This window comes from Halorubrum saccharovorum DSM 1137 (assembly GCF_000337915.1).
Taxonomy (GTDB): domain Archaea; phylum Halobacteriota; class Halobacteria; order Halobacteriales; family Haloferacaceae; genus Halorubrum; species Halorubrum saccharovorum.
In genome coordinates this window covers 120055-143275 of the sequence record NZ_AOJE01000060.1, presented here as the reverse complement: position 1 = coordinate 143275, position 23221 = coordinate 120055, and the positions used below count along the sequence as shown (strand labels likewise).

Here is a 23221-nt window from a genome sequence, read left to right as displayed (position 1 = left end):
CCACGAGGTATAAGTCGCCAGCGGACCAACAGGTTTCCATGAAGCTCACCAAGGTCGCCGGGACCGCCCTCCTCGGCGTCGGCGGGATCGCCGCCCTCAACACCGGGCTCCGGTACGAAGGGGAGTTAGAGTCGCCGCTCGACGGCGACGACGGCACGTTCCGCTGGCGCGGAATGGACGTGGCCTACACCGAGGCCGGCGACCCCGCCGACCCCGATCTCGTGTGCCTCCACGGCGTCAACGCCGCCGGCTCCGCGGGCGAGTGGCGCGAGGTGTTCGCCGACCTGGCCGCGGAACACCACGTCGTCGCCCCCGACCTGCCGGGGTTCGGGCGGTCCGACCGCCCGCCGCTGCGCTACTCCGCGGCGCTGTACGAGGACTTCGTCCGCGACTTCCTCGCCGACTTCGATCGGCCCGCCGTCGTCGCCTCGTCGCTCTCGGCGGCGTACGCGGCCGCGGCGGTCGACGGATCGACGACTGACGGCGTCGAGATCCGAGGGTTCGTCGGCGTCTGTCCGACGACCGTCGCCGGGCCGAGCCCGCCGAAGTCGTGGCTCCGAGAACTCATCCGGGCGCCGCTCGTCGGCGACGCGCTGTTCAACGGCATCGCTTCGAAGCCGTCGATCCGGTATTTCAACGCCGACCACGGCTACGACGACCCGACGAACCCGAGCGACGAGTGGACCGACTACGAGTGGCGGACGAGCCACGTCGAGAACGCGCGGTTCGCGCCCGCCTCGTTCATCTCCGGGTATCTCAACAGCGACCTCGACCTCGCGGGCGCTCTCGCGGAGATGGACGCCGCCCCGACGATCGTCTGGGGCCGGGAGGCCGAGGTGAGCCCGCTGTCCGACGGGCGCGAACTCGCCGACGCGTCCGGCGCCCGCCTCGTCGTCTTCGACCGCGCCAAGCTGCTCCCGCACGTCGAGCACCCGGACCGGTTCGTGGAGACCGTCGAGGAGAGCCTCGTCGCGGGCGCGACGGCGTGACCGGCCGGTAGTATCGCTATCAGTTCTGAGCATCGGGAGGGAAACGGTTTAGACGGGAGACCCCGAGAGCCGGTATGACGGACGCACCGCTGCGAGTGCTCTGCGTCGACGACGAGCCGGGCCTGGCCGAACTCGTCGCGGCGTACCTCGAACGCGACGACGAGATCGACTGCGAGACCGCAGTCGAGACGGACCCGGCGACCGCGCTCGACCGGATCGAGCGCGAGCCGTTCGACTGCGTGATCAGCGACTACGACATGCCCGGCCGGACGGGCGTTGAGCTACTCTCCGAGGCCAGGGAGAGCCACCCCGACCTCCCGTTCCTCCTGTTCTCCGCGACGGAACCGGACGCAATCGCGGCCGAGATGGTCCGCGCGGGCGTCAGCGACTACGTCACGAAACGGGGCGGCGCCGACGGGTACACCGCGCTGTTGCGGCGGGTGGAGCACGCGGTCGAGGGCGTCGGCGGGCGCTTCGAGTCGGACTCCGGGCCCGAATCGGCGGGCGACCCGTCCCGCGAGCCGGCTGGCGAGGTGGCGCTCGACGGGGTCTGCACCGTGGCGCCGGACGGCACGTTCGAGTTCGTCGGCGAGGAGTACGGCGAGCTGTACGGGTACGACCCGGACGAGCTCGTCGGGGAGCGCTGGCAGCGCCTCCACCCGACGGAGGAGGTCGAGCACATCCGCACCCACATCATCCCGGCGGTCATGGAGGGCGAGCGGTGGACCGGAACGAGCACCGGGCTCCGCGCCGACGGGTCCACCTTCGCGGAGTCGAAGATGGTGACGACGACGAGCGACGACCGGCTCGTCATCTCCGTCTCGGAGTTCGAGGAGGTCGCGGCGGGAGCGCATGCGGGCGACTGAGTCGGTCGTCACCGGGGCTCCCGCGAGCCTCCGGCCCTCACTCGTCCCGACGGACGTACAGCGTCTTCTCGCAGGCCGCGTGGACCGTCCCGCCGTCGTCGACCAGCGAGACGAGGTACCGCCGGTCGGTGGACTCGCCCGGGTCCAGCTCCGCGCGGAGAGCCTCGATCTCGTCGTCCGCGAGCGAGAACTCCGCGTACAGCGTGTCCCGGCCGGGTTCGAGGAACTCAATCGCGGCCGACTTGTCCCAGACGGTGAACCCGTCGCCGAGCGTCCGGCGAAGCATGGTCATGTAGACGGGGTCGATCGCGCCGTAGAGGCTCCCGCCGAAGATCGCGCCGACCGCGTTGCGCGTCCGCCAGTTGAACGGGACGCGGATCCGGACGTACCGCCAGTCGGCGCCGATGTGGTCCACCCGAGCGCCGGTGCCGCGGTAGGCGGGCAGGAGGTTGAACCCGTGGCGCCACAGCCGGGTGCGGAGGCTCTCCGCCGGCGGGTCCTCGCGGAGGGGACGCGGATCGGGGTCGCGGTCGACGCCGGACGGGGAGTCGGTCACGTCAACGGGTGACCTCGCCCGGGTCAAACCCGTGTCGGAACCGGCGACAACGCGCCTGGGGTTGTCTGGATCGAGTGCCTACGTAATCGACTGCAGTGGCGCGTGCCTCCGAGCGGCCGACAGGCCGCGAGGAGCACGCGCGAGGGACGCCGCGAGCGACGTGGGCGACCGGAGGGAGCCCCGAGCGAGCGGCGAGGCTGGGGAGGAGTGAGGTGCGGGGCGGTGCGGTCGGGTGGGACTCAAAGGGGCAGTCGCGAGGACGACGCTTGGCGACGCAAGCACCGCAGGGAGCGAGTGAAACGAGCGACTGAGGAGCGCGGCGAGCCACGCGAGTCGTCGCGACTGGGGCTTTGAAGGTCGTCATCGCCGAGATGACGATCACGTACTGCCGAGCGGCCGAGGCTTCGACGACGGTCGCGCTCAGAACGGACGGATTCATTCATACGGGTACGTCCTCGTCACGGCCCGAAACGGGTATCCCCGCGCGTCCGCAACCCGACACCGATGGAGTGTGACAGGTGCGGAGACGACGCGATCCACCACGCCGCCTACTCCGGGGCGCACCTCTGTGGCGAGCACCTCCGCCGGTCGGTCGAGAAGCGCGTGAAACGCCGCGTCCGCGAGGACACCTTGCTCGATCCGGACGCGACGCCGGACGACCCCGACCGCTGGGTGATCGGCCTCTCGGGCGGGAAAGACAGCGTCGCGCTAACGCAGATCCTCGACGACGTGTTCGGCAAGGACCCGCGCGTCGAGATGCTCGCACTGACGATCCACGAGGGGATCGAGGGGTACCGCGACGAGAGCATCGACGCCACGATCGAACTCGCCGAGGACCTCTCGCTCCGCCACGAGGTCGTCTCCTACGCTGAGGAGTTCGACGTGCGGATGGACGATGTAGTCGAGAGCGACCCGGAGAACATGGCGGCCTGCGCGTACTGCGGCGTGTTCCGGCGGGACCTCCTCGAAAAGTACGCCGCCGAGTTCGACGCCGACAAGCTGCTCACCGGCCACAACCTCGACGACGAGGCCCAGACCGCGATGATGAACTTCCTGGAGGGCGACGTGCGACAGGTGGCGAAACACTTCGACGCCTCGCTCGGCCCGTTCGACGAGCGCGAGGGGACCGACGCGTTCGTCCCGCGGGCCAAGCCGCTGCGGGACGTGCCGGAAAAGGAGATCGCCTTATACTGTCACGTCCGCGATCTCCCGACCCACATGGCGGAGTGCCCCCACTCCTCGGAGGCGTACCGCGGCGAGATCCAGTCGACGATCCACGAGTTAGAGGAGAACCACCCCGGGGCACGCCACTCGATCATGGCCGGCTACGAGGAGCTGTCCGCGCTCGCGGCCGAGACGTACCGCGAAGGCGGCGACGCCGCCGCCGACTCGCCCGACCTCGGCGAGTGCGAACGCTGTGGATCGAAGACGAGCCGAGACGTCTGTCGGAAGTGCCGGCTGCTCGACTCGATCGAAGCCGCGTAGCTCGGCAGACTGGAGTTCAGAGAGAGTAAACGGAAAAGCCGCGGTCAGCAGATCGATGCGACGGTGTCGAGGCTGACGACACCGAATCCGGACGGACCCGGCGTTAGCGGATGACGTCGAGCCCGTTGTTCTTTTCGGTCGGCTCGCTGCCGCCGTCGGACTCCCACGCGTCCTGGTCGGTGCCGCCCGAGACCGCCGCGTTGCCGGCGGTGCCGTTCGTCTCGGCCGCCCGCGAGCGCGAGTCGCCGAGGTCATCGGCGTCTACCGCGGCGCGGGACTTATCGGCCTGCTTCTGGGTGGAGGGGCCGAGCACCTGCGCGCTCTGGACGCCCGTCATGATCGCCATGACGCGGACCTTCCCCTTGTACTCGTCCTGGATGCGGGCGCCCCAGATCACGTTGGCGCTCGCCTCCAGCCGCTCGGTGATGTTGTTCGCGATGCCCTCGGCCTCTTTGAGCGTGAGGTCCGGACCGCCCGTGATGTGGACGAGCCCCCCGGAGGCACCGCGGTAGTCGACGTCCAAGAGCGGGTGGTTCATCGCGTCGTTGACCACTTCCTGGGTCTTGTTCTTGTCCTGGGTCTCGCCGACGAGCATCACCGCGACGCCGCCCTGGTTCATGATGGTGGACATGTCGGCGTAGTCCAGGTTGATGAGGCTCGGCTGGGTGATCGTCTCGGAGATCCCCTTCACCGTCTCCGCGATGATCTGGTCCATCACGGAGAACGCCTTCCCGATCGGCAGGTTCGGGACGTAGTCGAGCAGTCGGTTATTGTCGAGGACGATGATCGAGTCGGCCTCGTTACGGAGGCTCTCTAACCCTTCCTCGGCTTTCACCGTACGGGCGCGCTCGACGTTGAACGGAGTCGAGACCATCCCGACCACGATGGCGCCCTGCTCTTTCGCGATCTTCGAGACGACCGGCGCTGCACCGGTGCCGGTGCCGCCGCCCATCCCGGCGGTGACGAAGACGAGGTCGGCGTCGCCGAGCACCTCTTTGATCGTCCCCTGGGCCATCTCCGTGGCGCGCTCGCCCATCTTGGGGTCGCCGCCGGCGCCGAGCCCCTGCGTGAGCGACTTGCCCACGAGGATCTTGGTGTCGGCCTCGACCATCTTGAGGTGCTGTTTGTCCGTGTTGATCGCGACGGTGTCGGCGCCGTCGACGCCGATGTTGTACAGCCGGTTGACCGTGTTGTTGCCGGCGCCGCCGGCACCGACAATGACGATTCGGGGGTCCCCGAACTCGTCGTCGTCCATGTCGACGGAGTCCATGTCGCGCTTCTCCGCTTCCGCGTTGTCGAGGGCGTCCTGAACGAGATCCTGCATCAGTTTACACCTTCGCCCAGTTGCGGCTGCGGCCGCGCTCGTCGCGCTCGCCGTCCTGTTCGTTCAACATGTCGCGGACGGCCGACCGGATCGCCTCGCTCCGGTTCGGGAACTCGCCCGTCTCGACCATCTGTTCGACCTCGTCGATCTGCTGTTTCGGGATTCGTAGTGTCACACGCTCCATTGGTATTCCCCCGGTAAGACGGCGAACACGCAACGCGCGCGTCTTACAACGACGAATCGCCCGACGACGGAGGGTCACCCCGGCTCGGACGGCCACTGTAAGACGACCGTCTTACGCAGTTGAAGTCACCGAGGCTACCAATATAAAACTACCGGAGGGTGTAAGACACATCTCGAAAACGCCCGAATTTGGGCGTATACGTGCACTCAGAGAGCAGTTAGCGGTCTTTCAATACGTCGGCAGCGGGGGTTCGACGACCGCAACCGGGACAGAACGCCCAGTCAGTCCGGAGCTCGTCGCCGCACTCACAGAACGCACGGTGGGACTGCTTCTCGCCACAATTCGGGCAGTATACGTGATCAGACGGGACGTTTTCACCACATCCGCCGCAGACGTTTTCCCGCGTTTGCACGTCCGGATCCGCGGGCGTCTTACGCGTCTGCGAATCGTCGTCCGCCGTCGTCTCACGCGTTACACTCGCGTCCTCCTCGTCGGCACCGGGGGCGTCGAGAGTGACGTTTACGTTGATATCGCCGGCGTTTCCGGGCGTATACGCCGCGTGGGGGGACGGCGAAGGCGCCGGTCGCTCGCCGAGCCGCTCGTCCAACGCGGCATCGAGCCGATCGGCGATGAGGTCGTCGATCCGATCGGCCAGCGCGGCGTCGACGGTCGCGTCCGACGCGCTCGACCCGTCGCCGTCCGTGCCGCCGCCGACCGCGCCGTCGAGGTGGGTCCGGAGGGCCTCCCGCATCACCTCGCTCTTGGAGGCGTCACACGCTTCCAGCCGCTCGACGAGGTCGTCGTCGGCCCGGAAGGTGATCTTGCTCATGTCGAACCGGTATCAACCCGCACTACAAGTATCTTCTCCTCGTGTCCGACGAACGACAGACACGTTTCACCCCACTGAAACGTGTGTCTTCGGCGCCGTTCAGAAAGTGTGTGACGTGGACACACATGTCTGACGCAGATTTATACGGCCCGCGTGGGCATACGTGTGTATAATGAGTAACCGCGTTGAGGACCTCGAACGACAGGTCGCGGAGCTACAGGCGGCGGTCAACGGGCTCACCGAGGAGCTCGTCGAGATGAAAGAGCGCGTCCGACAAGTGGAAGACGCCCAGGAGGTGTCCGTCGCGGCCGAAGCCGCCGAGGAGTCCGAGTCGACGGAGTCGGCAGAGACGGTGCAGGACGAGTCGACGGACGCGACCGCCGAGGAGCCCGAGCCGACCGGCGGCGAGCGCCGGACGCACTCCGACGACCACGTCGAGGTCGTCGAGCGAACTGACGACGGATCCGCGGCCGACGGCGACTCGGGCGCCTCCGAGGGCGACGACGTGATCGTTCCCGATCAGGAGGCGACGACGCCCGACGCCGAGGCCGCCGCGTCCGAGGGGTCGGACGCGGAGAGCGACGACGAGGAGTCCGACAGCGACATCATCGTCGCGTAACCCGCCGTCCACCCTCCGCGCACATGCACATCACAGAAGTGGTCTTAGACGGGTTCAAGAGCTTCGGACGGACGACGAGGATCCCTTTTTACGACGACTTCACGGTCGTCACCGGGCCGAACGGCTCCGGGAAGTCGAACATCATCGACGGGGTCCTCTTCGCGCTCGGGCTGGCTCGCACCCGCGGGATCCGGGCGAAGAAGCTCACGGACCTGATCTACAACCCCGGTCACGACGGCGGCGAGGGCTCCGACGGCCCGAACGAGGCCTCGGTGACCGTGGTACTGTCCAACGAGGACGGCACCCTCGACCGCTCGCAGGTCGTCTCCGCCGCCGGCACGGAGAACGTCGGCGACGTCTCCGAGATCACGATCAAGCGGCGCGTCAAGGAGACCGAGGACAACTACTACTCGTACTACTACCTCAACGGGCGCTCGGTGAACCTCTCCGACGTGCAGGACCTGCTCGCGGCAGCCGGCGTCACCCCGGAGGGGTATAACGTCGTGATGCAGGGCGACGTGACCGAGATCATCAACATGACCCCCTACCAGCGCCGGGGGATCATCGACGAGATCGCGGGCGTCGCCGAGTTCGACGAGAAGAAGGAGGCCGCCTACGAGGAGTTAGAGACCGTCGAGGACCGGATCGAGGAGGCCGATCTCCGGATCGGTGAGAAGCGGGACCGGCTCGATCAGCTGGCCGACGAGCGCGAGACCGCCCTCCAGTACCAACAGTTCCGCGACGAGCTGGAGGAGTACCGCGGCTTCCTCAAGGCCTCCGAGCTCGAGGAGAAGCGCGAGACGCTCGCAGGCGTCGAAGACGACATCGACGACGCCGAGGCCGAACTCGAAGAGCTCCGCGCCGAACTGGACGCCAGACAGGGGAAGCTCACGCGGCTGGAGGAGGACTTAGCCGACCTCAACCACGAGATCGAGACCAAAGGCGAGGACGAGCAGATCGAGATCCGCTCGGAGATCGAGGAGGTGAAAGGCGAGATCTCCCGGCTGGAGGACAAGATAGAGGCCGCCGAGGAGCGCGCCGAGGAGGCCGAGACCGAGCGCCGCGACGCGTTCGTCCAGATCGACCGCAAGGAGGAGACGATCGAGGAGCTCGACGAGGAGATCCGCGAGGTGAAAGTCGAGAAGGCCTCCGTGAAATCGGAGATCGCCACGAAGCGGTCCGAGCTCGCCGACGTTGAGGCCGAGATCGAGGGCGCCGACACCGAGTTCGACGAGCTGAAAGCGGAGCTCTCGGAGAAGAAGGAGTCGATCGAGTCGCTGCGCGAGGAGAAAAACGAGCTGCAGCGCGAGAAGGACCGCCTGCTCGACGAGGCCCGCCGGCGCTCGAACGCGGTGAGCGAGGCGCGGGCGGACCTGGAGGAGGCACGGGAGTCGATCCCCGAGCACAAAGCGCGAGTCTCCGAGCTGAAGAGCGAGCTCGACAAGGCCGAGAAGAACGAGGAGACGATCGAGGACGCGGTCGCCGACCTGTTCGCCGACAAGGCCGAGACGAGCGAGCGGCTGGAGGCGATCGAGGAGGACCTCCGCGAGAAGCAGAACGAGTACGCGAAGCTGGAGGCGGCCGCCGACCAGCGCGGCGACGCCTCGTGGCCGCGCGCGGTGACCGAGGTGAAGAACGGCGGGATCGACGGCGTCCACGGCGCGGTCGGCGAACTCGGCTCCGTCGAGGCCGAGTACGCCGAGGCGTGCGAGACGGCCGCGGGCGGTCGGCTCGCGAACGTCGTCGTCGACGACGACGGCGTGGGGTCGACCTGCATCGACTACCTCAAGCGGCGCAACGCGGGCCGGGCGACGTTCCTTCCCATCACCGAGATGGACAACCGGGGGCTCCCGCGCAAGCCATCTGTGCCGGGCGTGGTGGACTTCGCGCGCAACCTCGTCGACTACGACACCGAGTACGAGTCGATCTTCTCGTACGTGCTCGGCTCCACGCTGGTCGTCGAGGACATGGCGACCGCCCGCGACCTGATGGGCGACTACCGGATGGTGACGCTCGACGGCGACCTCGTCGAGAAGTCCGGCGCGATGACCGGCGGCTCCGGCGGCGGCTCCCGGTACGCGTTCACGAAGTCCGGCGGCGGGAAGCTCGAACGGCTCGCGACCGAAATCTCGGACTTGGAGGACGAGCGGCAGACGCTGCAGTCCGAGATCGACGACCTCGAAGGCGACATCGACGACGCGCGAGAGCGGAAGGCCGACGCCGCCGAGCGCGTCCGGTCGCTGGAGGCCGACGTGGAGCGCGCCGAAAGCGAGTTGGCGGACGCCGAGGACCGCATCGAGGAGCTAGAGGCCGAGCTCGAAGAGCTGGAGGCGGAACGCGAGTCGGTCGACGCGGAGATGAGCGAGCTCGACGAGGAGATCGACGGGCTGAACGCGGAGATCGACGAGCTCGACGCCGAGATCGACGACATCGAGGCGGAGCTCGCGGACTCGAAGATCCCGGAGCTGTCGGAGCGCGCCGACGAGATCCGCGGCGAGATCTCGGACCTCGAAGACCGGATGAGCTCGCTCGACGGGCGGCGCAACGAGCTCGAACTGGAGAAGGGGTACGCCGAGGAGGCGGTCGACGACCTCCACGACACCGTCGAGACGGCGCAGAACCGGAAGGCCGAGGCCGAGGAAGCGATCGCCGACCACGAGGCCGCGATCGAGGAGAAAGAGGAGACGCTGGCGGAGAAGAAGGAGGCGATCGCGGAGCTCGAAGAGGAGCTGACGGAGCTGAAGGCTGACCGCGAGGACCTCCGCGAGGAGATCACCGAGGCGACCCGCGAGCGCGACGAGCAGCGCTCGCTCGTCTCGGAGGCGGAGTCCGACCTGGAGGATCTCACCGACCGGCAGGACCGGCTGGCGTGGGAGATCGACGAGCTGGAGTCGCAGGTCGGTGAGTACGACGCCTCGGAGATCCCGGACCTCGACGAGGTGGAGTCGCGGATCGAGGAGCTCGAAGCCGAGATGGAGGCGTTAGAACCCGTCAACATGCTCGCGATCGACGAGTACGACGAGGTCGAGGAGGCGCTGGACACGCTCCAGGAGCGCCGAGACGTGCTCGTCGAGGAGCGCGACGCGATCGAGGAGCGCATCGAGGGGTACGAGGCCGAGAAGAAGCGGACGTTCATGGAGACGTTCGAGTCGATCAACGACCACTTCGAGGAGATATTCGCGCGGCTCTCGGCGGGTAGCGGCGAACTCCTCTTGGAGAACCCCGAGGACCCCTTCGAGGAGGGACTGACGATGAAGGCCCAGCCCGCCGACAAGCCGGTCCAGCGGCTCGACGCGATGAGCGGCGGGGAGAAGTCGCTGACCGCGCTCTCCTTCATCTTCGCGATCCAGCGGCACAACCCCGCGCCGTTCTACGCGCTCGACGAGATCGACGCGTTCCTCGACGCGGTCAACGCCGAGCGCGTCGGCGAGATGATCGAGGAGCTGGCCGAGGACGCGCAGTTCGTCGTCGTCGGGCACCGCTCGGCGCTGCTGGAGCGCTCCGACCGCGCCATCGGCGTCACGATGCAGGGTGACAACCTCTCCGCCGTGACGGGGATGCAGTTCGGCGACGACGGCGACGAGGAGGTGACCGCGGATGACTGAGCCGCCGGAGTCGGCGGGCGGCGTGCCAGACCTGGACCTGACGAGCGAGCGCGACGGCGCGGACCCGTTCGCCGACGACTCCCCGGACGGCGACCCCGATTCGACCGGCGGCTCCCCGGACGACGGTTCGACCGACGAGTCCGAACCGGACGTAACCGGCGACTCCGATCCGGGCGTGACCGACGTCTCGCCCCCGGACGAGACCGACGACGACGAGGTCGAGCCCGTCGAGCTCCTCGTCCAGCTCGCCGAGGAGGGCGAGATCGAGCCGTGGGACATCGACATCGTGCAGGTGACCGACGCGTTCTTAGAGAAGCTCGACGAGACGGACCTCCGGACGACCGGGCGCGCCCTCTTCTACGCCAGCGTCCTGCTCCGGATGAAAAGCGACGGGATGCTGGCGGACGACGACGAGGACGAGGAGCCCGAGCCGGAGCCGTGGGAGGTCGCGATGGAGGGCGGCGCGCCCGACCCCGCCGACGGCGACTTCGACCCGATCGACGAGCTGGAGGCCGAGATGGACCGCCGGCTCGACCGGAAGAACACCCGGGGATCTCCCGAGACCCTCGACGAACTGGTTCGGGAGCTTCGCGAGGCCGAGCGCGGCTCGTGGTGGAAGGACTCGCGCGAGTACGACACCTCCGAGTCGCCGCACGGCCACGCCCGCGGCACGCAGACGCTCGACTATCACGCGGGCGACGAGTTCCGACAGGACGGGGAGCCGACCGCCGGCGAGGCGACCGACCGCACCCACGACGAGGACATCGAGGAGGTGATCGTGGAGATCGACAACGCCCTCCGGACCCACTTCGACCGCGGGCGCACGGAGGTGCTGTTCGGTGAGATCGAGACCGCCGGCGGCCGCCCCTTCATGACGTACCTCGCGCTGCTGTTCATGGCCCACCGCGGCTCGGTCCGGCTCCAGCAGGACGACCTGTTCGGCGACCTGTGGGTGAAGGACCCGTCGGCGATGACCGGGGAGTCGGAAGCGATCGCGGACTGATCCGGTCCGTACGCGGGTCGAGGGCAGAACCGCTTACAGGTAGTCGCCCAGCAGCGGCTCGACGCGCTCTTTCGTCTCTTCCGGGATCGCCTCGGTCGGCGTGTTGACGGTGCCTTCGAGCGAGGTGTGCGCCTCGCACTCCAGATCGTCGGGGAGCGACCGGACGGCCTCTTCGACGGCGGCCTTGATCGCTTTCTGGTTCCGCTCGGCGTTCTCCAGCACCTCTTCGAGCGTCACCTCGCTGTCTTCCTTCCAGACGTCGTAGTCGGTGACGCCGGCGATCGTCGCGTACGCGATCTCGGCCTCGCGGGCGAGTTTCGCCTCCGGGATCGCGGTCATGCCGACCAGATCCCACCCCTGGCTCTTGTAGAACTCCGACTCGGCGCGCGTCGAGTACTGCGGTCCCTCGATGCAGACGTAGGTGCCGCCCTTGACGACGTTCGTGTCCGCGGGTGAAGCGGATTCGGCGGCCTCGGTGAGATGGTCGACCAGTTCGAGGCTATAGGGGTCCGCGAACGGCTGGTGGACGACGACGCCGTCGCCGTAGAAGGAGAGGTCGCGGTGCTTCGTCCGGTCGTAGATCTGGTCGGGGACGACGAGCGTGCCGGGCTCCAGATCCTCCTTCAGACTGCCGACCGCGTTCGAGGCGAAGACGTGGGTGACGCCCGCCTGCTTCAGCGCGTACATGTTCGCGCGGTACGGGAGGTCGGTGGGCGAGACGCCGTGCTCGGAGCCGTGACGCGGGAGGAACGCGACCTCCGTCCCGGTGTCGGCGAACTCGCCGATCGTGATCGCGTCGCTGGGCTCGCCGTAGGGCGTGTCGTACTCGACCTCGCGAACGTCGTTGAGGGGGAGCGCCTCGTAGATGCCGCTGCCGCCGATGAAACCGATGGTGCTCATACCCGGAGTGCGCCCGCTCGCTACTTATAAGGAGTGAACGCGGTCGGCGGCACGCGGCTGTCGCGCCTCGCTCACAGCAGCCACCGCACCGCCGCCAGCGCGAGCGCGCTCACGACGAGCAGATGGACGAGGACCGCGCCGACAGCGGCGCCGCCGACCTCGCGCATCTCCCGGAGCCGAATCGAGAGCCCGAGACCGACGAACGCCAGCGTGAACAGCGCGTCCGAGACGCGCCCGATCGACGCCAGCGCGGCCGGCGAGAGGAGCCCGCTGTTCGCGACCGCGGCGACCGCGAGGAAGCCGAGCAGGAACTTCGGGAACTCCGCCCACAGCCGGCGCACGCCGGGGTCGGTCGCCGACCGGGCGGTGTACGCGAGCGAGTAGGCGACCGCGACGCCGCCCAGCAGGGAGTTGCGCGCGAGCTTCGTCACGGTCGCCCACTGGCCCGCCTCCGGGGAGTGCGCGAACCCCGCGGCCGCGACGGGGCCGGTCGAGAACATGCTCACGCCGGCCCAGACGCCGAACTGCCGACCGGTGAGCCCGAGCCACTCGCCGGCGACCGGGAACGCGACGAGCGTGACGGCGTCGAACAGGAGGACGGTCGCCGCCGCGAACGTGATCGCCGACCCGCGCGAGTCGAGCACGCGTCCGATCGCGACGACCGCAGAGACCCCGCAGACGCTCGCGCCCGCGGCCAGCAGCGAGGGCGTCGTCCCGTCGAGCCGGAACAGACCCCGGGCGATCCCCTCCGCCAGCAGGAGCCCGCCGGCGACCGTCGCGACGACGAGACCGAGCACGGTCGGTCCCGCGGCGAGGAACTCCTCGACGACGACCGCCGCGCCCAGCAGGACGATCCCCGTCTCCAAGAACAGCTTGTCGACGCCGACCCCCGGCTCCGCCGCGTCGGGCGTCCCGACCGTGTTGCCGACGAGCGCGCCGATCGCGACGGCGACGACGAGGGGCTGGAGCCCGTCGACCGCGCCGGCGACGAGGTGCGAGAGGAGCGCGCCGACGGCCAGCAGCCCGAGGCCGGGGAGGTAGGGCCGTGCGGCGGCGACGGCGCTCATCAGAAGACGCCCGCGGCCTGTGCCGCGGCGTGGACGGCGACGACTCCCAGCCCGAGCGCGAGCGCCTGCCAGCCCCGGTCGAGTGCGGTCCACCGGTCGACGAGCGGGGAACCGGGTTCGTCCGCGGCGTCCGATACCATGCGTGAGGATCGCCGCGCTCGCTACTTATAAGGACGGAATCGGGACGTTCCGGGAGGAAGCGGAATTCGAACGGACCCGGCGGCCGGAGGTGGACCGAAAGAGGCAGGTCGCGGGGCGGTGTCGTGTCCACGAGCGATGCCCACCACCCAGATCAAAGACCCCGTCCACGGCTACGTCGAGCTGCCGGACGCGCTCGTCGAGGGCGTCGTCGACACTCGACCGTTCCAGCGGCTGCGGTACGTCCGCCAGCTCTCGGCGACGCACCTCGTGTACCCGGGCGCGAACCACACCCGGTTCGAGCACTCGCTCGGCGTCTACCATCTCGGCCGGACCGTCTTCGAGAACCTCCGCCGGCAGTCGTACTTCGCGCGGGACGCGACGACCGACGAGCTGGAGGAGATCCAACGCACGCTCGAGTGCGCCTGTCTGCTCCACGACGTGGGGCACCCGCCCTTCTCGCACCTCTCAGAGGGGCTCCTCGACGAGGGCGTCCTCCGGGAGCGCGTCGCGGAGACCGGCCTGGTTGACGCCTTCGATCGGGCCGGCGTCGGCGGCGCCCCGCTCCGTTCGGCGAATCCGCACGAGCTGCTCGGCTGCGTGATAATCGTCGAGGAGTACGGCGACGCGCTCCGCGCGTTCGACGTGGACCCCTTCGAGGTGTGCGCGTACGTGCTCGGCTACAGCCTCGCGTACGAGCGCGGCGAGCCGTGGCAGTACGGGGTCGGCGCGCAGCTGCTCCACTCCCCCATCGACGTGGACCGACTCGACTACATCACCCGGGACAACGAGATGACCGGCGCGGGCGTGTTGAGTTTCGACGTCGAGCGCATGGTCGACGCCTACACCGCCCACCCGGAGGAGGGGCTGGCGCTCTCGGAGAAGGCGCTGTCGACCATCGGCAACTACCTCGAAGGGCGGATCGCGCTGTACATGTGGGTCACCCAGCACCACAAGTCGGTGTACGCCAACCGGCTCCTGCAGGCGATGCTCGGCGAGTACGCGACCGAAACGGGCGAGAGCCCCGTGACGGTGGACGGAATCCTCGACCGCGAGCTCGACGACAACGCCGTGCTCGAACGCCTCAAAGCCGCCGCCCGCGAGAACCCCGACTCGACGCTCGCGTCGATGTACGACCGCTTCCGCGGGCGGCGCTTCCCGGCCACCTGCTGGAAACACCGGATCGCGCTGGCGGACCGGATCGGCAGCGACGTGGCCGGTGACCGCGACGGTGACGAGGGACGCGCCCCCGCGCTCGACGAGTTCACGGCGTGGCTCACCGAGAGCGACGACCGGCTGGAGCGGCTCCTCGCCGACGCCCTCGACGTGCCGGTCCACGAGGTGTGGATCGACCGGTCGTACGTGCCCGCCTACGACCCCGACGAGCTGGAGGACATCCCCATCGCGTACGGCGGGACGACGCGCTCCGTCGGTGACTGGGGGCTGTACGGCGACCGCGCGTTCGACGTGCCGATCCCCTTCGTGTTCGTCCCCGACGGGACGAAGCGGCGGGCGATCCGGGTGCTCCGAGAGGCGTTCGAGCGGGAGGTCGGCGTCGCGTCGGAGACGTAGTCCGGACGGCGACGCCGGTTGACCGCACCATCGCGCCCATGATTTATCGCCGACGGAGGCGTACCACGTCGGAGGCGGGGACTTCCCCGAACGGACACATGAATCTCGACGCGAAAGCGACCGTCCGGCGGGCGGTCCTCGGAACGCGATCGGCACCGAGACGACTGGGAGCCGCGGCAGGGGCGGGGCTGTTCGCCGCGACCGGACTGATCGCGCTCGTGTCACAGGTCGCCTTCGACGTGATACCCGAGGCGCTCCTGTGGCTCTTCGTCCTGCTCGGCGTCCTGCTCGCGATCGGCATGGCGTACGGCGGCGGCGGGTTGCTGGCCAGTGCGGCGCTGGTGTTCGGACCGGTGTACGGACCGCTGGCGGTCTACACGTGGCTGATCTCGACGCGGCAAGCGGCCCCCGTGGCGTTCGTGCTGTCGTTCTACGGACACGGAGCGCCGGCGCTCTGGACGCCGATAGCGGTCGTGCTTGTCGCGGGGAGCTACGGGCTCGGGGCGCTCGGACGGCGAGCCGCGAACCGCGTCGAAACCCGGTGAAACGGGGGTCGGACCGACGGGTCCAGTCGTCGTCCCGATCCGTCGTCCCGATCCGTCGTCCCGATCCGTCGTCCCGATCCGTCGTCCCGATCCGTCGTCAGTCGCGTCAGTCGCCTCTGTCGCGTCAGTCGCGTCAGTCGCCTCTGTCGCGTCAGTCGCGTCAGTCGTCGGCTTTGGCGGGGACGCGGTCGTCGGAGTCGTCGTCCTCGGCGTCGTCGTCTTCGGCCCCGGTGTCGTCTTCGGCCTCTGTGTCGTCTTCGACCCCGGCGTCGTCGTCTTCGTCAGCGTCCGTCTCCGCGCCACCGTCGACCCGCGGGAAGTTCGCGATCGTCGCCTCGCGGAAGGCCTCCTCGTCGAACTCGTGGTCCTCGTCGAAGAAGTCGAGGACGGTCTGCACGTCGGTCATCGCGTTCTTCAGCGCGGTCGACGCGCCCGGCGAGGGCGTGATGTTGAACAGAATTCCGTCGCCGGTGATCTTCGCTTCGCCCATGTCGAGCTCCTTGTTCTTCGTGTCGACGATCTGCGGACGCACGCCGCCGTACCCCTTCGCGCGCTCGATGTCGTCGACGTCGACGGTGGGGACGACCTTCTGGACGTTCGGAAGGAACGCGCGCTTACCGACCTCGGGGAGGTCGTACACGAGGTTCCGGACCACGTACGGGAACAGGATGCGGTCCGAGAGGATGTTGGCGTAGCTCAGGACCGACGCGGGCGAGAAGCCGAACACGTCGGCGAAGTCGCTCGCGGTGGAGAACCGGCCGCGTTCGAGCGTCGGGACGAGCTTCGCGGTGGGGCCGAACCGGGTGACCCCGTCGTCGTGCACGTCGGCGTCGCCGTGGACCGCGGCGAACGGGAGTTTCTTCATCTGGAGCGTGTACACCTTCCCGTTCAGCAGGTCGTCGGCGAGGAAGAAGCTCCCTGCGACCGGCAGCAGAGACATGTGCTCGCCGTATCCCATCTCCTTGGCGAACTGGAGGCTGTGGGAGCCGGCGGCGACGACGACCGCGTCGGCCGCGAAGTCGCCGTCGTCGGTCTCGACCGTGAACCCGTCGCGGCCCTCGTCGACGTTCTCGACCGCGGTGCCGAGGTGGACGCCGACGCCCTCCTCCTCGCGGGCGGCGTCGACGAACGACTTCGCGACCGCGCCGTAGTCGACGACGTAGCCGTCGGGCGTCTGGAGCGCCTTGAGCTCCGTGGACGGGTCGCGGCCCTCGACGACCTTCGGCTCCAGCTCCTCGATCTCCTCGCGGCCGATCTCGCGCAGTTTCGGGAAGAGGTCGCCGAACCCGTTCTCGCGGTAACGCTCCTCCAGCTTGGCGACCTCCTCGTCGCCGACGCCGAGCACCATCTTGCTGCGCTTGCTGTGCATCTCCCGGTCCGGATCCGTCCCCTCGAGATAGCCCGCGAGCAGCTCGGCGCCCTCCTTGACTTCCTCGGCCTTCTCGAGAGTGTAGTTCGTCTCGATGTCGCCGAAGTGCAGCGTCTGGGAGTTGTTCGTCCGGTGGGAGTTGATCGCGGCGATCTCCCGCTCCTTCTCGATCAGCGTCACGTCGTCGATGTCGGTGAACTTCGCGACCGTGTACAACAGCGACGCCCCGCTAATTCCCCCGCCGACGATGATCAGATCAGTGTTCTCGGACATGCGTGGTGAAAGCTCTCACTCCCCGAAACGGACTCGGCCGTTAACGTTCTTGCTATCTCTCTGCGCTGATCGGGCGGGAGAGGACCTACAGTCGTCGTTTTTGAGGTTCGACGTTCGTCGAATGCCTGCGGAGATCGGCTCGACTACCTGCCGTCCCGAGCCGCCCGGTACCGTTCGCGGAGTCGATCGAACATCGCCCGACCGGTCTCGGTCCGCAAGCGGGGCCCGGTCGTCGCGAAGAACTCGTCGAGGTCGTCGTACTCGCGGAACGCGTCCGGGTCGCCGGCGGCGGCGTCGTACCGGTCGCCGCGCTCGTAGATCACCGCCTGGAGACAGACGTCGAGGAGGTCGCACTCCTTGACGAGTATCGCCTCCGGCGACTCGCGGGCCTCGTACGCCTCCCACGCGTCGCGGACGCGCTCCGGGAGCGCTCCGGCGAGGTCCGCCATCGCCTCGCGCTCGGCGGCCTCCTTGGCGTCCGGGTCCGCCGCGTCCGCCGTCGAGTCGGCGCGCGTCGCGACGTCGCCGGTCTCGGCCTCCGCCACGTCGTGGACGACCGCGAGCCGAAGCGCGCGATCGAGGTCGACGCCGGGCAGGTCCCCTCGGAACCGGTCGCCGAGCGCGAGGACGAGGTACGCGACGCCCCACGCGTGCGCGGCCACCGACTCGGGGGCGTCGACGCCGCGGAGCTGCCAGCCCGTGCGCTGCTCGTCTTTGAGGGCGTAGGCGTCGAGGAGGGCGTCGAGGGCGTGTTCCGCGTCCGACTCCGGTTCGTCTCCGACCATCGTGAGCCGCTACTCGGCGAGCGTCCAGGCGTCCTCGTCGGCGAGGTCGGCCACGTCGCGTCGGACCATCTCGTCGAGCACCTCGTCGAGGCGGCCGGGCTGGGCGACCTCCATCTCGATGCGGCCGATGCTGTGGAACTCCTCGAGGTAGTGCCGAACGTCCTCGCGGTCAAAGACGGCCTGGTCGGCTCGCTCCATCGCGCCCTCGGTGAGATCGATCATGTCCTCCAGGAAGTTCCACGGGTAGACGACCCACGTCCACTGTTCGAGCCGCTCGCCGACGAAGTCGGGCTGGAACTCGGAGGTGCCGAGCAGTTGGAGCGTCGCGGTCCGGACCTCGCCGGCGTCGCGGTCCTCGACGTACTCCTCGGCGCGGCGGATCGAGCCGCCGGTGTCCGCGATGTCGTCGATGATCAGGACGTTCTTCCCCTCGACGCTCCCCTCCGGCATCGGGTACCGGATCCGGGGCTCGTCGCTCTTCTCGGCGGCGCCGACGTAATGTTCCATCTTCAGGCTCGTGAGGTCGTTGAGCCCGAGGAAGTCGCAGATACACCGCCCCGCGAACCAGCCGCCGCGGGCCAGCGCGACGACCACGTCCGGCTCGAAGTCGGCGCGTTTCACCGCGTTCGACACGTTGCGGCAGAGCCCGTAGATGTACTCCCAGTTGGTGAGGGTGCAGTCGAAGTCGTCCGGGAGGTCGCTCATACGACCGCTTCTCCCACCCGCGCGCTCATAAGGGTTTAGCAACGGTTCGAAGGGTATCGGGCGCGACGAGCGCCACGGAATCGGTCATTCAGGAACGCCTGCGGTGGCGCGTGCCTCCGAGCGCCCGCAGGGCGCGAGGAGCACGCGCGAGGGAGTCGCGAGGGAGCGGGCGACCGCCGGGAGCCCCGACCGAGCGACGAGGCTGGGGAGGNGCACGCGCGAGGGAGTCGCGAGGGAGCGGGCGACCGCCGGGAGCCCCGACCGAGCGACGAGGCTGGGGAGGCGTGAGGCTGCGGTGCTGTGCAGGGCGGGACTCAAAGGGGCAGCCGGGAGGCGGGCGCAGGCGACGGAAGCACCGCAGCGAGGGAGCGAAGCGACCGAGTGAGGAGCACAGCGAGCGTGCGCCCGCCTCCCGGCTGGGGCTTTGGAGGCCTTCACCGTGTTAGCAACAGTGTCGCATCGCCGGGAACCGCGAAAACGAATTCCAGAAATCACGCCGACTCGACGCGAGTACACCACGTATCGGTCCCGACACGATTTAGGTGACCCGCCCGCAACGGGTCGGTAATGAGCACTCAGGCCGCGACGGAGGAGCGGACGGTCGTGATCGGGCTGGAGGTCCACGTCCAGCTCGAGACCGACACGAAGATCTTCTGCGGCTGCTCGACGGAGCCCGGAGACGACGAGGAGCCGAACACGCGCACGTGCCCGACCTGCCTCGGGCTCCCGGGCGCGCTGCCCGTCCTCAACGAGGGCGCCGTCGAGGCCGCCGTGAAGATCGGGAAGGCGATCGACGCCGACATCCCCGAGACGACCACGTTCCACCGGAAGAACTACTACTACCCCGACCTGCCGAAGAACTTCCAGCTCACCCAGTACGACGCCCCGATCTGCCAGTCGGGAGAGCTGGAGGTCCGCGTCGACAGCGAGCCCCGAACCATCGGGATCACCCGCGCGCACCTCGAAGAGGACCCCGGCAGCCTCCAGCACGCCGGCGGCTCCATCGAGTCGGCGACGCACACCCTGGTGAACTACAACCGAGCCGGGACGCCCCTGATGGAGATCGTCACCGAGCCGGACTTTCGGTCGCCCGCCGAAACCCGGGCCTTCCTGGCGAAACTGGAGGAGGTCCTGGAGTACCTCGGCGTCTTCGACGCGACCCGCGACGGGAGCCTGCGCGTCGACGCCAACGTCTCCCTGATCCCCGAAAGCGCGGTCGACGACGACGGGACGATCACCGACGACGCCCTCGCAGACGTGAACCGCGCGGAAGTGAAGAACATCTCCAGTCACAAGGGCGCGGAGCAGGCGCTCGCGTACGAGGTCACCCGCCAGGAGAACGTGCTCCGGCGCGGCCGCGAGATCGAACAGGAGACCCGCCACTGGGACGAGGCGCGCGGCGTCACCGTCTCCATGCGCTCGAAGGAGGCCGAGAAGGACTACCGCTACTTCAGGGAGGCCGACCTCCCCGCGCTGGAGGTGTCGGACTGGAAAGACCGGATCGCGATCCCGGAGCTGCCGGACGCCCGCCGCGAGCGCTTCCGCGAGGAGTACGGGCTCGACCGCGAGTCCGCCTCGAAGCTCACCTCCACGAAGTCGGTCGCCGACTTCTTCGAGGACGTGGCCGAGTCGTTCGATCCCGAACTCGCCGCGACGTGGGTCGCCGACAACCTGCTCGGCGAGCTCAACTACCGCGAGATGGCGATCACGGACGTGGAACACCGGCTCGACGAGTTCAAACGCCTGATCGAGCTCGTCGCCGACGAGGAGCTGACGGTGAAGAACGCCGAGGAGGTCGTCCTCCGCGAGATGCTCGACGAGGGCGACGACCCGGAGGCGATAATCGAGCGCGAGGGACTGGGGAAAGCCGAGAGCGGCGAGGTCGAGGCCGCCGTCGCGGCCGCCATCGACGAGAACCCCGACGCCGTCGCCGACTACCACGACGGCGACGAGGGCGCGATCAACTTCCTCGTCGGTCAGGTGATGCAGGCGACGGGGGGGAGCGCCGACCCGGGCGAGGTGAACGGGCTGCTCCGCGAGGAGCTGGACGGGTAGCGTCCGTGACCGCTAGCGAGGCTCCACGTCGATGAACGTCACCGTCGAAGTCGTCGGCGAGGGGACCGCGGAGTACGACCTCCCGGACGACGCCACCTACGCCGATCTCATCCGCGAGGCGGGCTACCACCCGCAGGAGGCGTCCGCGCTGGTCGACGGCTCGCCCGTTCCCGGCGACCGCGTCGTCGACGCCGAGTCGGTCCGGCTGCTCCGACTGATAAAGGGCGGGTCGACGGGCGACAGCCCGACTGACGGCGGCGCGTGAGCGAGCAGAACCGTTCCGGAGACCCTCCCGAGAACGTCGCGGTCGAGACGGCCTCGCCGGCCGACCGGCTCGATGTCCTCCGCGTGCTCGACGCCGCCATGCTGGAGACGGACGCCGCGAGCGTCGACGCCGCGATCGGCGCGGACGACGCCCTCGTCGCCCGATTTAAAAGGACAGGTGCGGTCGTCGGCGCGCTGGTCGCGACGCGCCCCGAATCGGGGCAGGTCCACGTCGACGCCGTCGCGGTCAGGCGCGCGCGTCGCGGCCGGGGAATCGGCTCCGCGCTCGTCGCCGAGGCGGTCCGGCGCGCTGAAGGCGACACCGATGCGGATCGCGTCACGGCTGCGTTCGAGCCGACGCTCGAGTCCTTCTACGCCGATCTCGGGTTCGAAATCGGCGATCGAGACGGTCGCCTGCGGGGAGTCAAACGCGTCGACGACGGTCCGGGCTGAGCGCCGGATCGGAATCGGTGACGGCTCGATCGAACCCCGCTATCACGCCGCGACCGGGCGCGACGCGGGCGGGGAAAAGCGCAGCAGCGCGACCAGGAACGCGCCGGCGAGGAGCGCCGCGCCGACCGACTCGCCCCACGTGTGAGCGCCCGCGAGCGGTCGCGCCGCGATCATCCCCAGCGCCGCGACGAACAGGGGAGTGAACCGCCGGTCGACCGCGAGGAGGTAGCCCGCCGGCGCCAGCGCGTAGAGGACGTGGCTCGACACGTCCCAGAACGGGGTTATCAGGAGGTGCGGCACCGTGACGGCGAGGAGGAGCGCGGCGAACCCCTCGACGAGGGCGCCCCAGCCGCCGAGCCGCCACCCGAGCCAGATGACCGCAACACCGACGCCCAGCCCGACGCTCCCAGTGAGGTCGGAGCCCCACGCCGGGAGGGCGACGAGCGCCGGGACGCCCTCGTAGGCGGCGAACGCGAGCGCCCACCCGACCCCGAGTACGCCGATCCGCGGCGCGAGGGCAGACGGGGATCGATCGGGGTCGCTCCGCCACTCGTAGCCGACGAGCAGCAGCGCGCAGAGCAGGACGAACAGTTCCGGAGCGAACACTGCCGAGTACGTGCGGGCCGCGTCACCGAGCATGCGGAACGTGCCCTCGCACGCCGGCCTGTCAGTTACGGTTCCGGACGGCGATGCCGAGTTCACGCCGGGATCCGGCACGTCTTTCCGGGTCGCCCCCCTTCGTACGGGTATGAACGCGATCTCGCCCGCAGTCGGCCGCCGGACGGCGCCACGCGGCGCGGTGATGCCCGTATGAGCGGCAAAGACGAGTACTACAACCGATCGAAACAGCAGGGGTACCGAAGCCGCGCCTCCTACAAGCTGAAGCAGATCGACGAGGAGTCGGACCTGTTCGAGCGCGGCGACACCGTCGTCGACCTCGGCGCCGCGCCCGGCGGGTGGCTGCAGGTCGCCGCCGAGGAGGTGGGGGGGTCGGGGACCGTCGTCGGCGTCGACCTCCAGCGCATCGACGACCTGGAGGAACACGACGTGGAGACGATCCGCGGCGACATGACCGAGGAGCGCACCCGCCACTACCTGCGCGAGGCGGTGGGCGAGCGCGGCGCGGACGCGGTGATCTCGGACATGGCGCCGAACATGACCGGCGAGTACGCCCTCGATCACGCCCGGTCGGTCCACCTCGCGCGGCAGGCGTTCGACGTGGCCGAGGAGCTGCTCGCGCCCGGCGGCGACTTCGTCGTGAAGGTGTTCCAGGGCGAGGACCTGGACGCGTTCCGCGAGGACGTTCGCGAGGAGTTCCAGTACCTCCGGACCGTCTCGCCGCCCGCCTCGCGCGACTCCTCCTCGGAGGTGTACCTCGTCGCCAGGGGACTGAACACGGCCCCCGTCGAAGCGGGCGACCGGATCGAGGTGACGGTCGAGGAGCGCGGCGACGAGGGCGACGGGATCGCGTACGTCGAGGGGTACTCGCTTTTCGTCTCCGACGCCGACGTGGGCGAGACCGTGACCGTCGAGGTCGACGACGCCAAGCCGCGGTTCGGGTTCGCCACGCGGGTCGACGCGGGGACATCCGATCCGGACGCGCCGGACCCGACTGACGGCGACGAGGAGGTGTAA

At 69.0% G+C, this 23221-nt stretch carries 22 protein-coding genes and 1 pseudogene; 12 read left to right on the top strand and 11 right to left on the bottom strand.

The window, feature by feature from the left end:
* Positions 1 to 38 precede the first annotated feature (38 nt).
* Both C471_RS11955 and C471_RS11950 read left to right on the top strand, forming a co-directional pair.
* Positions 39 to 989, top strand: coding sequence for an alpha/beta fold hydrolase (locus C471_RS11955; protein ID WP_004049393.1), 951 nt, complete (start codon positions 39 to 41; stop codon positions 987 to 989).
* Between the two features lie 74 nt (positions 990 to 1063).
* On the top strand, positions 1064 to 1855 hold the full coding sequence (locus C471_RS11950; RefSeq protein WP_004049392.1) for a response regulator: 792 nt from the start codon (positions 1064 to 1066) through the stop codon (positions 1853 to 1855).
* Between the two features lie 37 nt (positions 1856 to 1892).
* Here the strand turns inward: C471_RS11950 and C471_RS11945 are convergent, their stop codons facing one another.
* The gene (locus C471_RS11945) at positions 1893 to 2411 is read right to left on the bottom strand and encodes a DUF4442 domain-containing protein (RefSeq protein ID WP_004049390.1); all 519 of its coding nucleotides are present in this window, start codon (positions 2409 to 2411) and stop codon (positions 1893 to 1895) included.
* Positions 2412 to 2915: 504 nt separating this feature from the next.
* On the opposite strand from C471_RS11945, the gene ncsA reads away from it, so the two are divergent.
* Positions 2916 to 3896 carry a tRNA 2-thiolation protein NcsA gene (gene ncsA / locus C471_RS11940; protein ID WP_004049387.1) on the top strand — a complete coding sequence of 327 codons (981 nt, stop codon included), beginning with the start codon at positions 2916 to 2918 and terminating at the stop codon, positions 3894 to 3896.
* 103 nt (positions 3897 to 3999) lie between these two features.
* On the opposite strand, the gene ftsZ is transcribed toward ncsA, so the two are convergent.
* The 3 genes from ftsZ to C471_RS11925 form a co-directional block, all read right to left on the bottom strand.
* Positions 4000 to 5220: a cell division protein FtsZ gene (gene ftsZ, locus C471_RS11935; protein WP_004049385.1), complete on the bottom strand. Its 1221-nt coding sequence runs from the start codon at positions 5218 to 5220 to the stop codon at positions 4000 to 4002.
* 4 nt (positions 5221 to 5224) lie between these two features.
* Complete coding sequence (locus C471_RS11930; protein WP_004049383.1) at positions 5225 to 5404, bottom strand: ribbon-helix-helix domain-containing protein; 180 nt, start codon at positions 5402 to 5404, stop codon at positions 5225 to 5227.
* Between the two features lie 217 nt (positions 5405 to 5621).
* Positions 5622 to 6233, bottom strand: a complete 612-nt coding sequence (locus tag C471_RS11925; protein ID WP_004049381.1) for a double zinc ribbon domain-containing protein — start codon at positions 6231 to 6233, stop codon at positions 5622 to 5624.
* 172 nt (positions 6234 to 6405) lie between these two features.
* Here C471_RS11925 and C471_RS11920 point away from each other — a divergent pair, with 172 nt between their 5' ends.
* The 3 genes and pseudogenes from C471_RS11920 (at position 6406) to C471_RS11910 (ending at position 11460) form a co-directional block, all read left to right on the top strand.
* Positions 6406 to 6852: a DUF7518 family protein gene (locus C471_RS11920; protein WP_004049378.1), complete on the top strand. Its 447-nt coding sequence runs from the start codon at positions 6406 to 6408 to the stop codon at positions 6850 to 6852.
* 23 nt (positions 6853 to 6875) lie between these two features.
* Positions 6876 to 10454 (top strand): annotated as a pseudogene (gene smc, locus C471_RS11915) (chromosome segregation protein SMC); the annotation flags it as partial.
* A 25-nt stretch (positions 10455 to 10479) separates the two neighbouring features.
* Positions 10480 to 11460 (top strand): segregation/condensation protein A, encoded by a 981-nt coding sequence (locus C471_RS11910; RefSeq protein ID WP_394295194.1) that lies wholly within the window; start codon positions 10480 to 10482, stop codon positions 11458 to 11460.
* 33 nt (positions 11461 to 11493) lie between these two features.
* Here the strand turns inward: C471_RS11910 and mtnP are convergent, their stop codons facing one another.
* From mtnP to C471_RS17735, 3 genes are all read right to left on the bottom strand, one after another.
* Complete coding sequence (mtnP, locus tag C471_RS11905; protein ID WP_004049366.1) at positions 11494 to 12360, bottom strand: S-methyl-5'-thioadenosine phosphorylase; 867 nt, start codon at positions 12358 to 12360, stop codon at positions 11494 to 11496.
* 71 nt (positions 12361 to 12431) lie between these two features.
* On the bottom strand, positions 12432 to 13427 hold the full coding sequence (locus C471_RS11900; protein WP_004049365.1) for a YeiH family protein: 996 nt from the start codon (positions 13425 to 13427) through the stop codon (positions 12432 to 12434).
* Positions 13427 to 13567, bottom strand: coding sequence for a hypothetical protein (locus C471_RS17735; protein WP_004049363.1), 141 nt, complete (start codon positions 13565 to 13567; stop codon positions 13427 to 13429). Before C471_RS17735 ends, C471_RS11900 begins: the two co-directional genes overlap by 1 nt.
* A gap of 136 nt (positions 13568 to 13703) precedes the next feature.
* Between C471_RS17735 and C471_RS11895 the strand changes: the two genes are divergently transcribed.
* Together C471_RS11895 and C471_RS17485 are read left to right on the top strand one after the other, a co-directional pair.
* A complete protein-coding gene (locus tag C471_RS11895; protein WP_004049361.1) occupies positions 13704 to 15137 on the top strand; it encodes an HD domain-containing protein in 1434 nt (477 codons plus the stop codon).
* Positions 15138 to 15235: 98 nt separating this feature from the next.
* Positions 15236 to 15682: a hypothetical protein gene (locus C471_RS17485; protein ID WP_004049358.1), complete on the top strand. Its 447-nt coding sequence runs from the start codon at positions 15236 to 15238 to the stop codon at positions 15680 to 15682.
* Between the two features lie 160 nt (positions 15683 to 15842).
* Here C471_RS17485 and C471_RS11885 read toward each other — a convergent pair whose 3' ends face one another.
* The 3 genes from C471_RS11885 to C471_RS11875 form a co-directional block, all read right to left on the bottom strand.
* On the bottom strand, positions 15843 to 17324 hold the full coding sequence (locus tag C471_RS11885) for an FAD-dependent oxidoreductase (RefSeq protein WP_004049356.1): 1482 nt from the start codon (positions 17322 to 17324) through the stop codon (positions 15843 to 15845).
* 143 nt (positions 17325 to 17467) lie between these two features.
* Positions 17468 to 18109 carry an HD domain-containing protein gene (locus tag C471_RS11880; protein WP_004049354.1) on the bottom strand — a complete coding sequence of 214 codons (642 nt, stop codon included), beginning with the start codon at positions 18107 to 18109 and terminating at the stop codon, positions 17468 to 17470.
* A 9-nt stretch (positions 18110 to 18118) separates the two neighbouring features.
* A complete protein-coding gene (locus C471_RS11875; RefSeq protein WP_004049351.1) occupies positions 18119 to 18814 on the bottom strand; it encodes a phosphoribosyltransferase in 696 nt (231 codons plus the stop codon).
* Positions 18815 to 19381: 567 nt separating this feature from the next.
* Here C471_RS11875 and gatB point away from each other — a divergent pair.
* The 3 genes from gatB to C471_RS11860 are packed head-to-tail and all read left to right on the top strand — an operon-like array spanning position 19382 to position 21586.
* Positions 19382 to 20869 (top strand): Asp-tRNA(Asn)/Glu-tRNA(Gln) amidotransferase subunit GatB, encoded by a 1488-nt coding sequence (gatB, locus tag C471_RS11870; RefSeq protein WP_004049349.1) that lies wholly within the window; start codon positions 19382 to 19384, stop codon positions 20867 to 20869.
* Between the two features lie 31 nt (positions 20870 to 20900).
* A complete protein-coding gene (gene samp2, locus C471_RS11865) occupies positions 20901 to 21134 on the top strand; it encodes a ubiquitin-like small modifier protein SAMP2 (RefSeq protein ID WP_004049347.1) in 234 nt (77 codons plus the stop codon).
* Positions 21131 to 21586 carry a GNAT family N-acetyltransferase gene (locus tag C471_RS11860; RefSeq protein ID WP_004049346.1) on the top strand — a complete coding sequence of 152 codons (456 nt, stop codon included), beginning with the start codon at positions 21131 to 21133 and terminating at the stop codon, positions 21584 to 21586. The genes samp2 and C471_RS11860 overlap by 4 nt, the downstream gene beginning before the upstream one ends.
* A 42-nt stretch (positions 21587 to 21628) precedes the next feature.
* Here C471_RS11860 and C471_RS11855 read toward each other — a convergent pair whose 3' ends face one another.
* Positions 21629 to 22225 (bottom strand): hypothetical protein, encoded by a 597-nt coding sequence (locus C471_RS11855; protein WP_004049344.1) that lies wholly within the window; start codon positions 22223 to 22225, stop codon positions 21629 to 21631.
* 171 nt (positions 22226 to 22396) lie between these two features.
* Between C471_RS11855 and C471_RS11850 the strand changes: the two genes are divergently transcribed.
* Complete coding sequence (locus C471_RS11850) at positions 22397 to 23221, top strand: 23S rRNA (uridine(2552)-2'-O)-methyltransferase (protein WP_004049342.1); 825 nt, start codon at positions 22397 to 22399, stop codon at positions 23219 to 23221.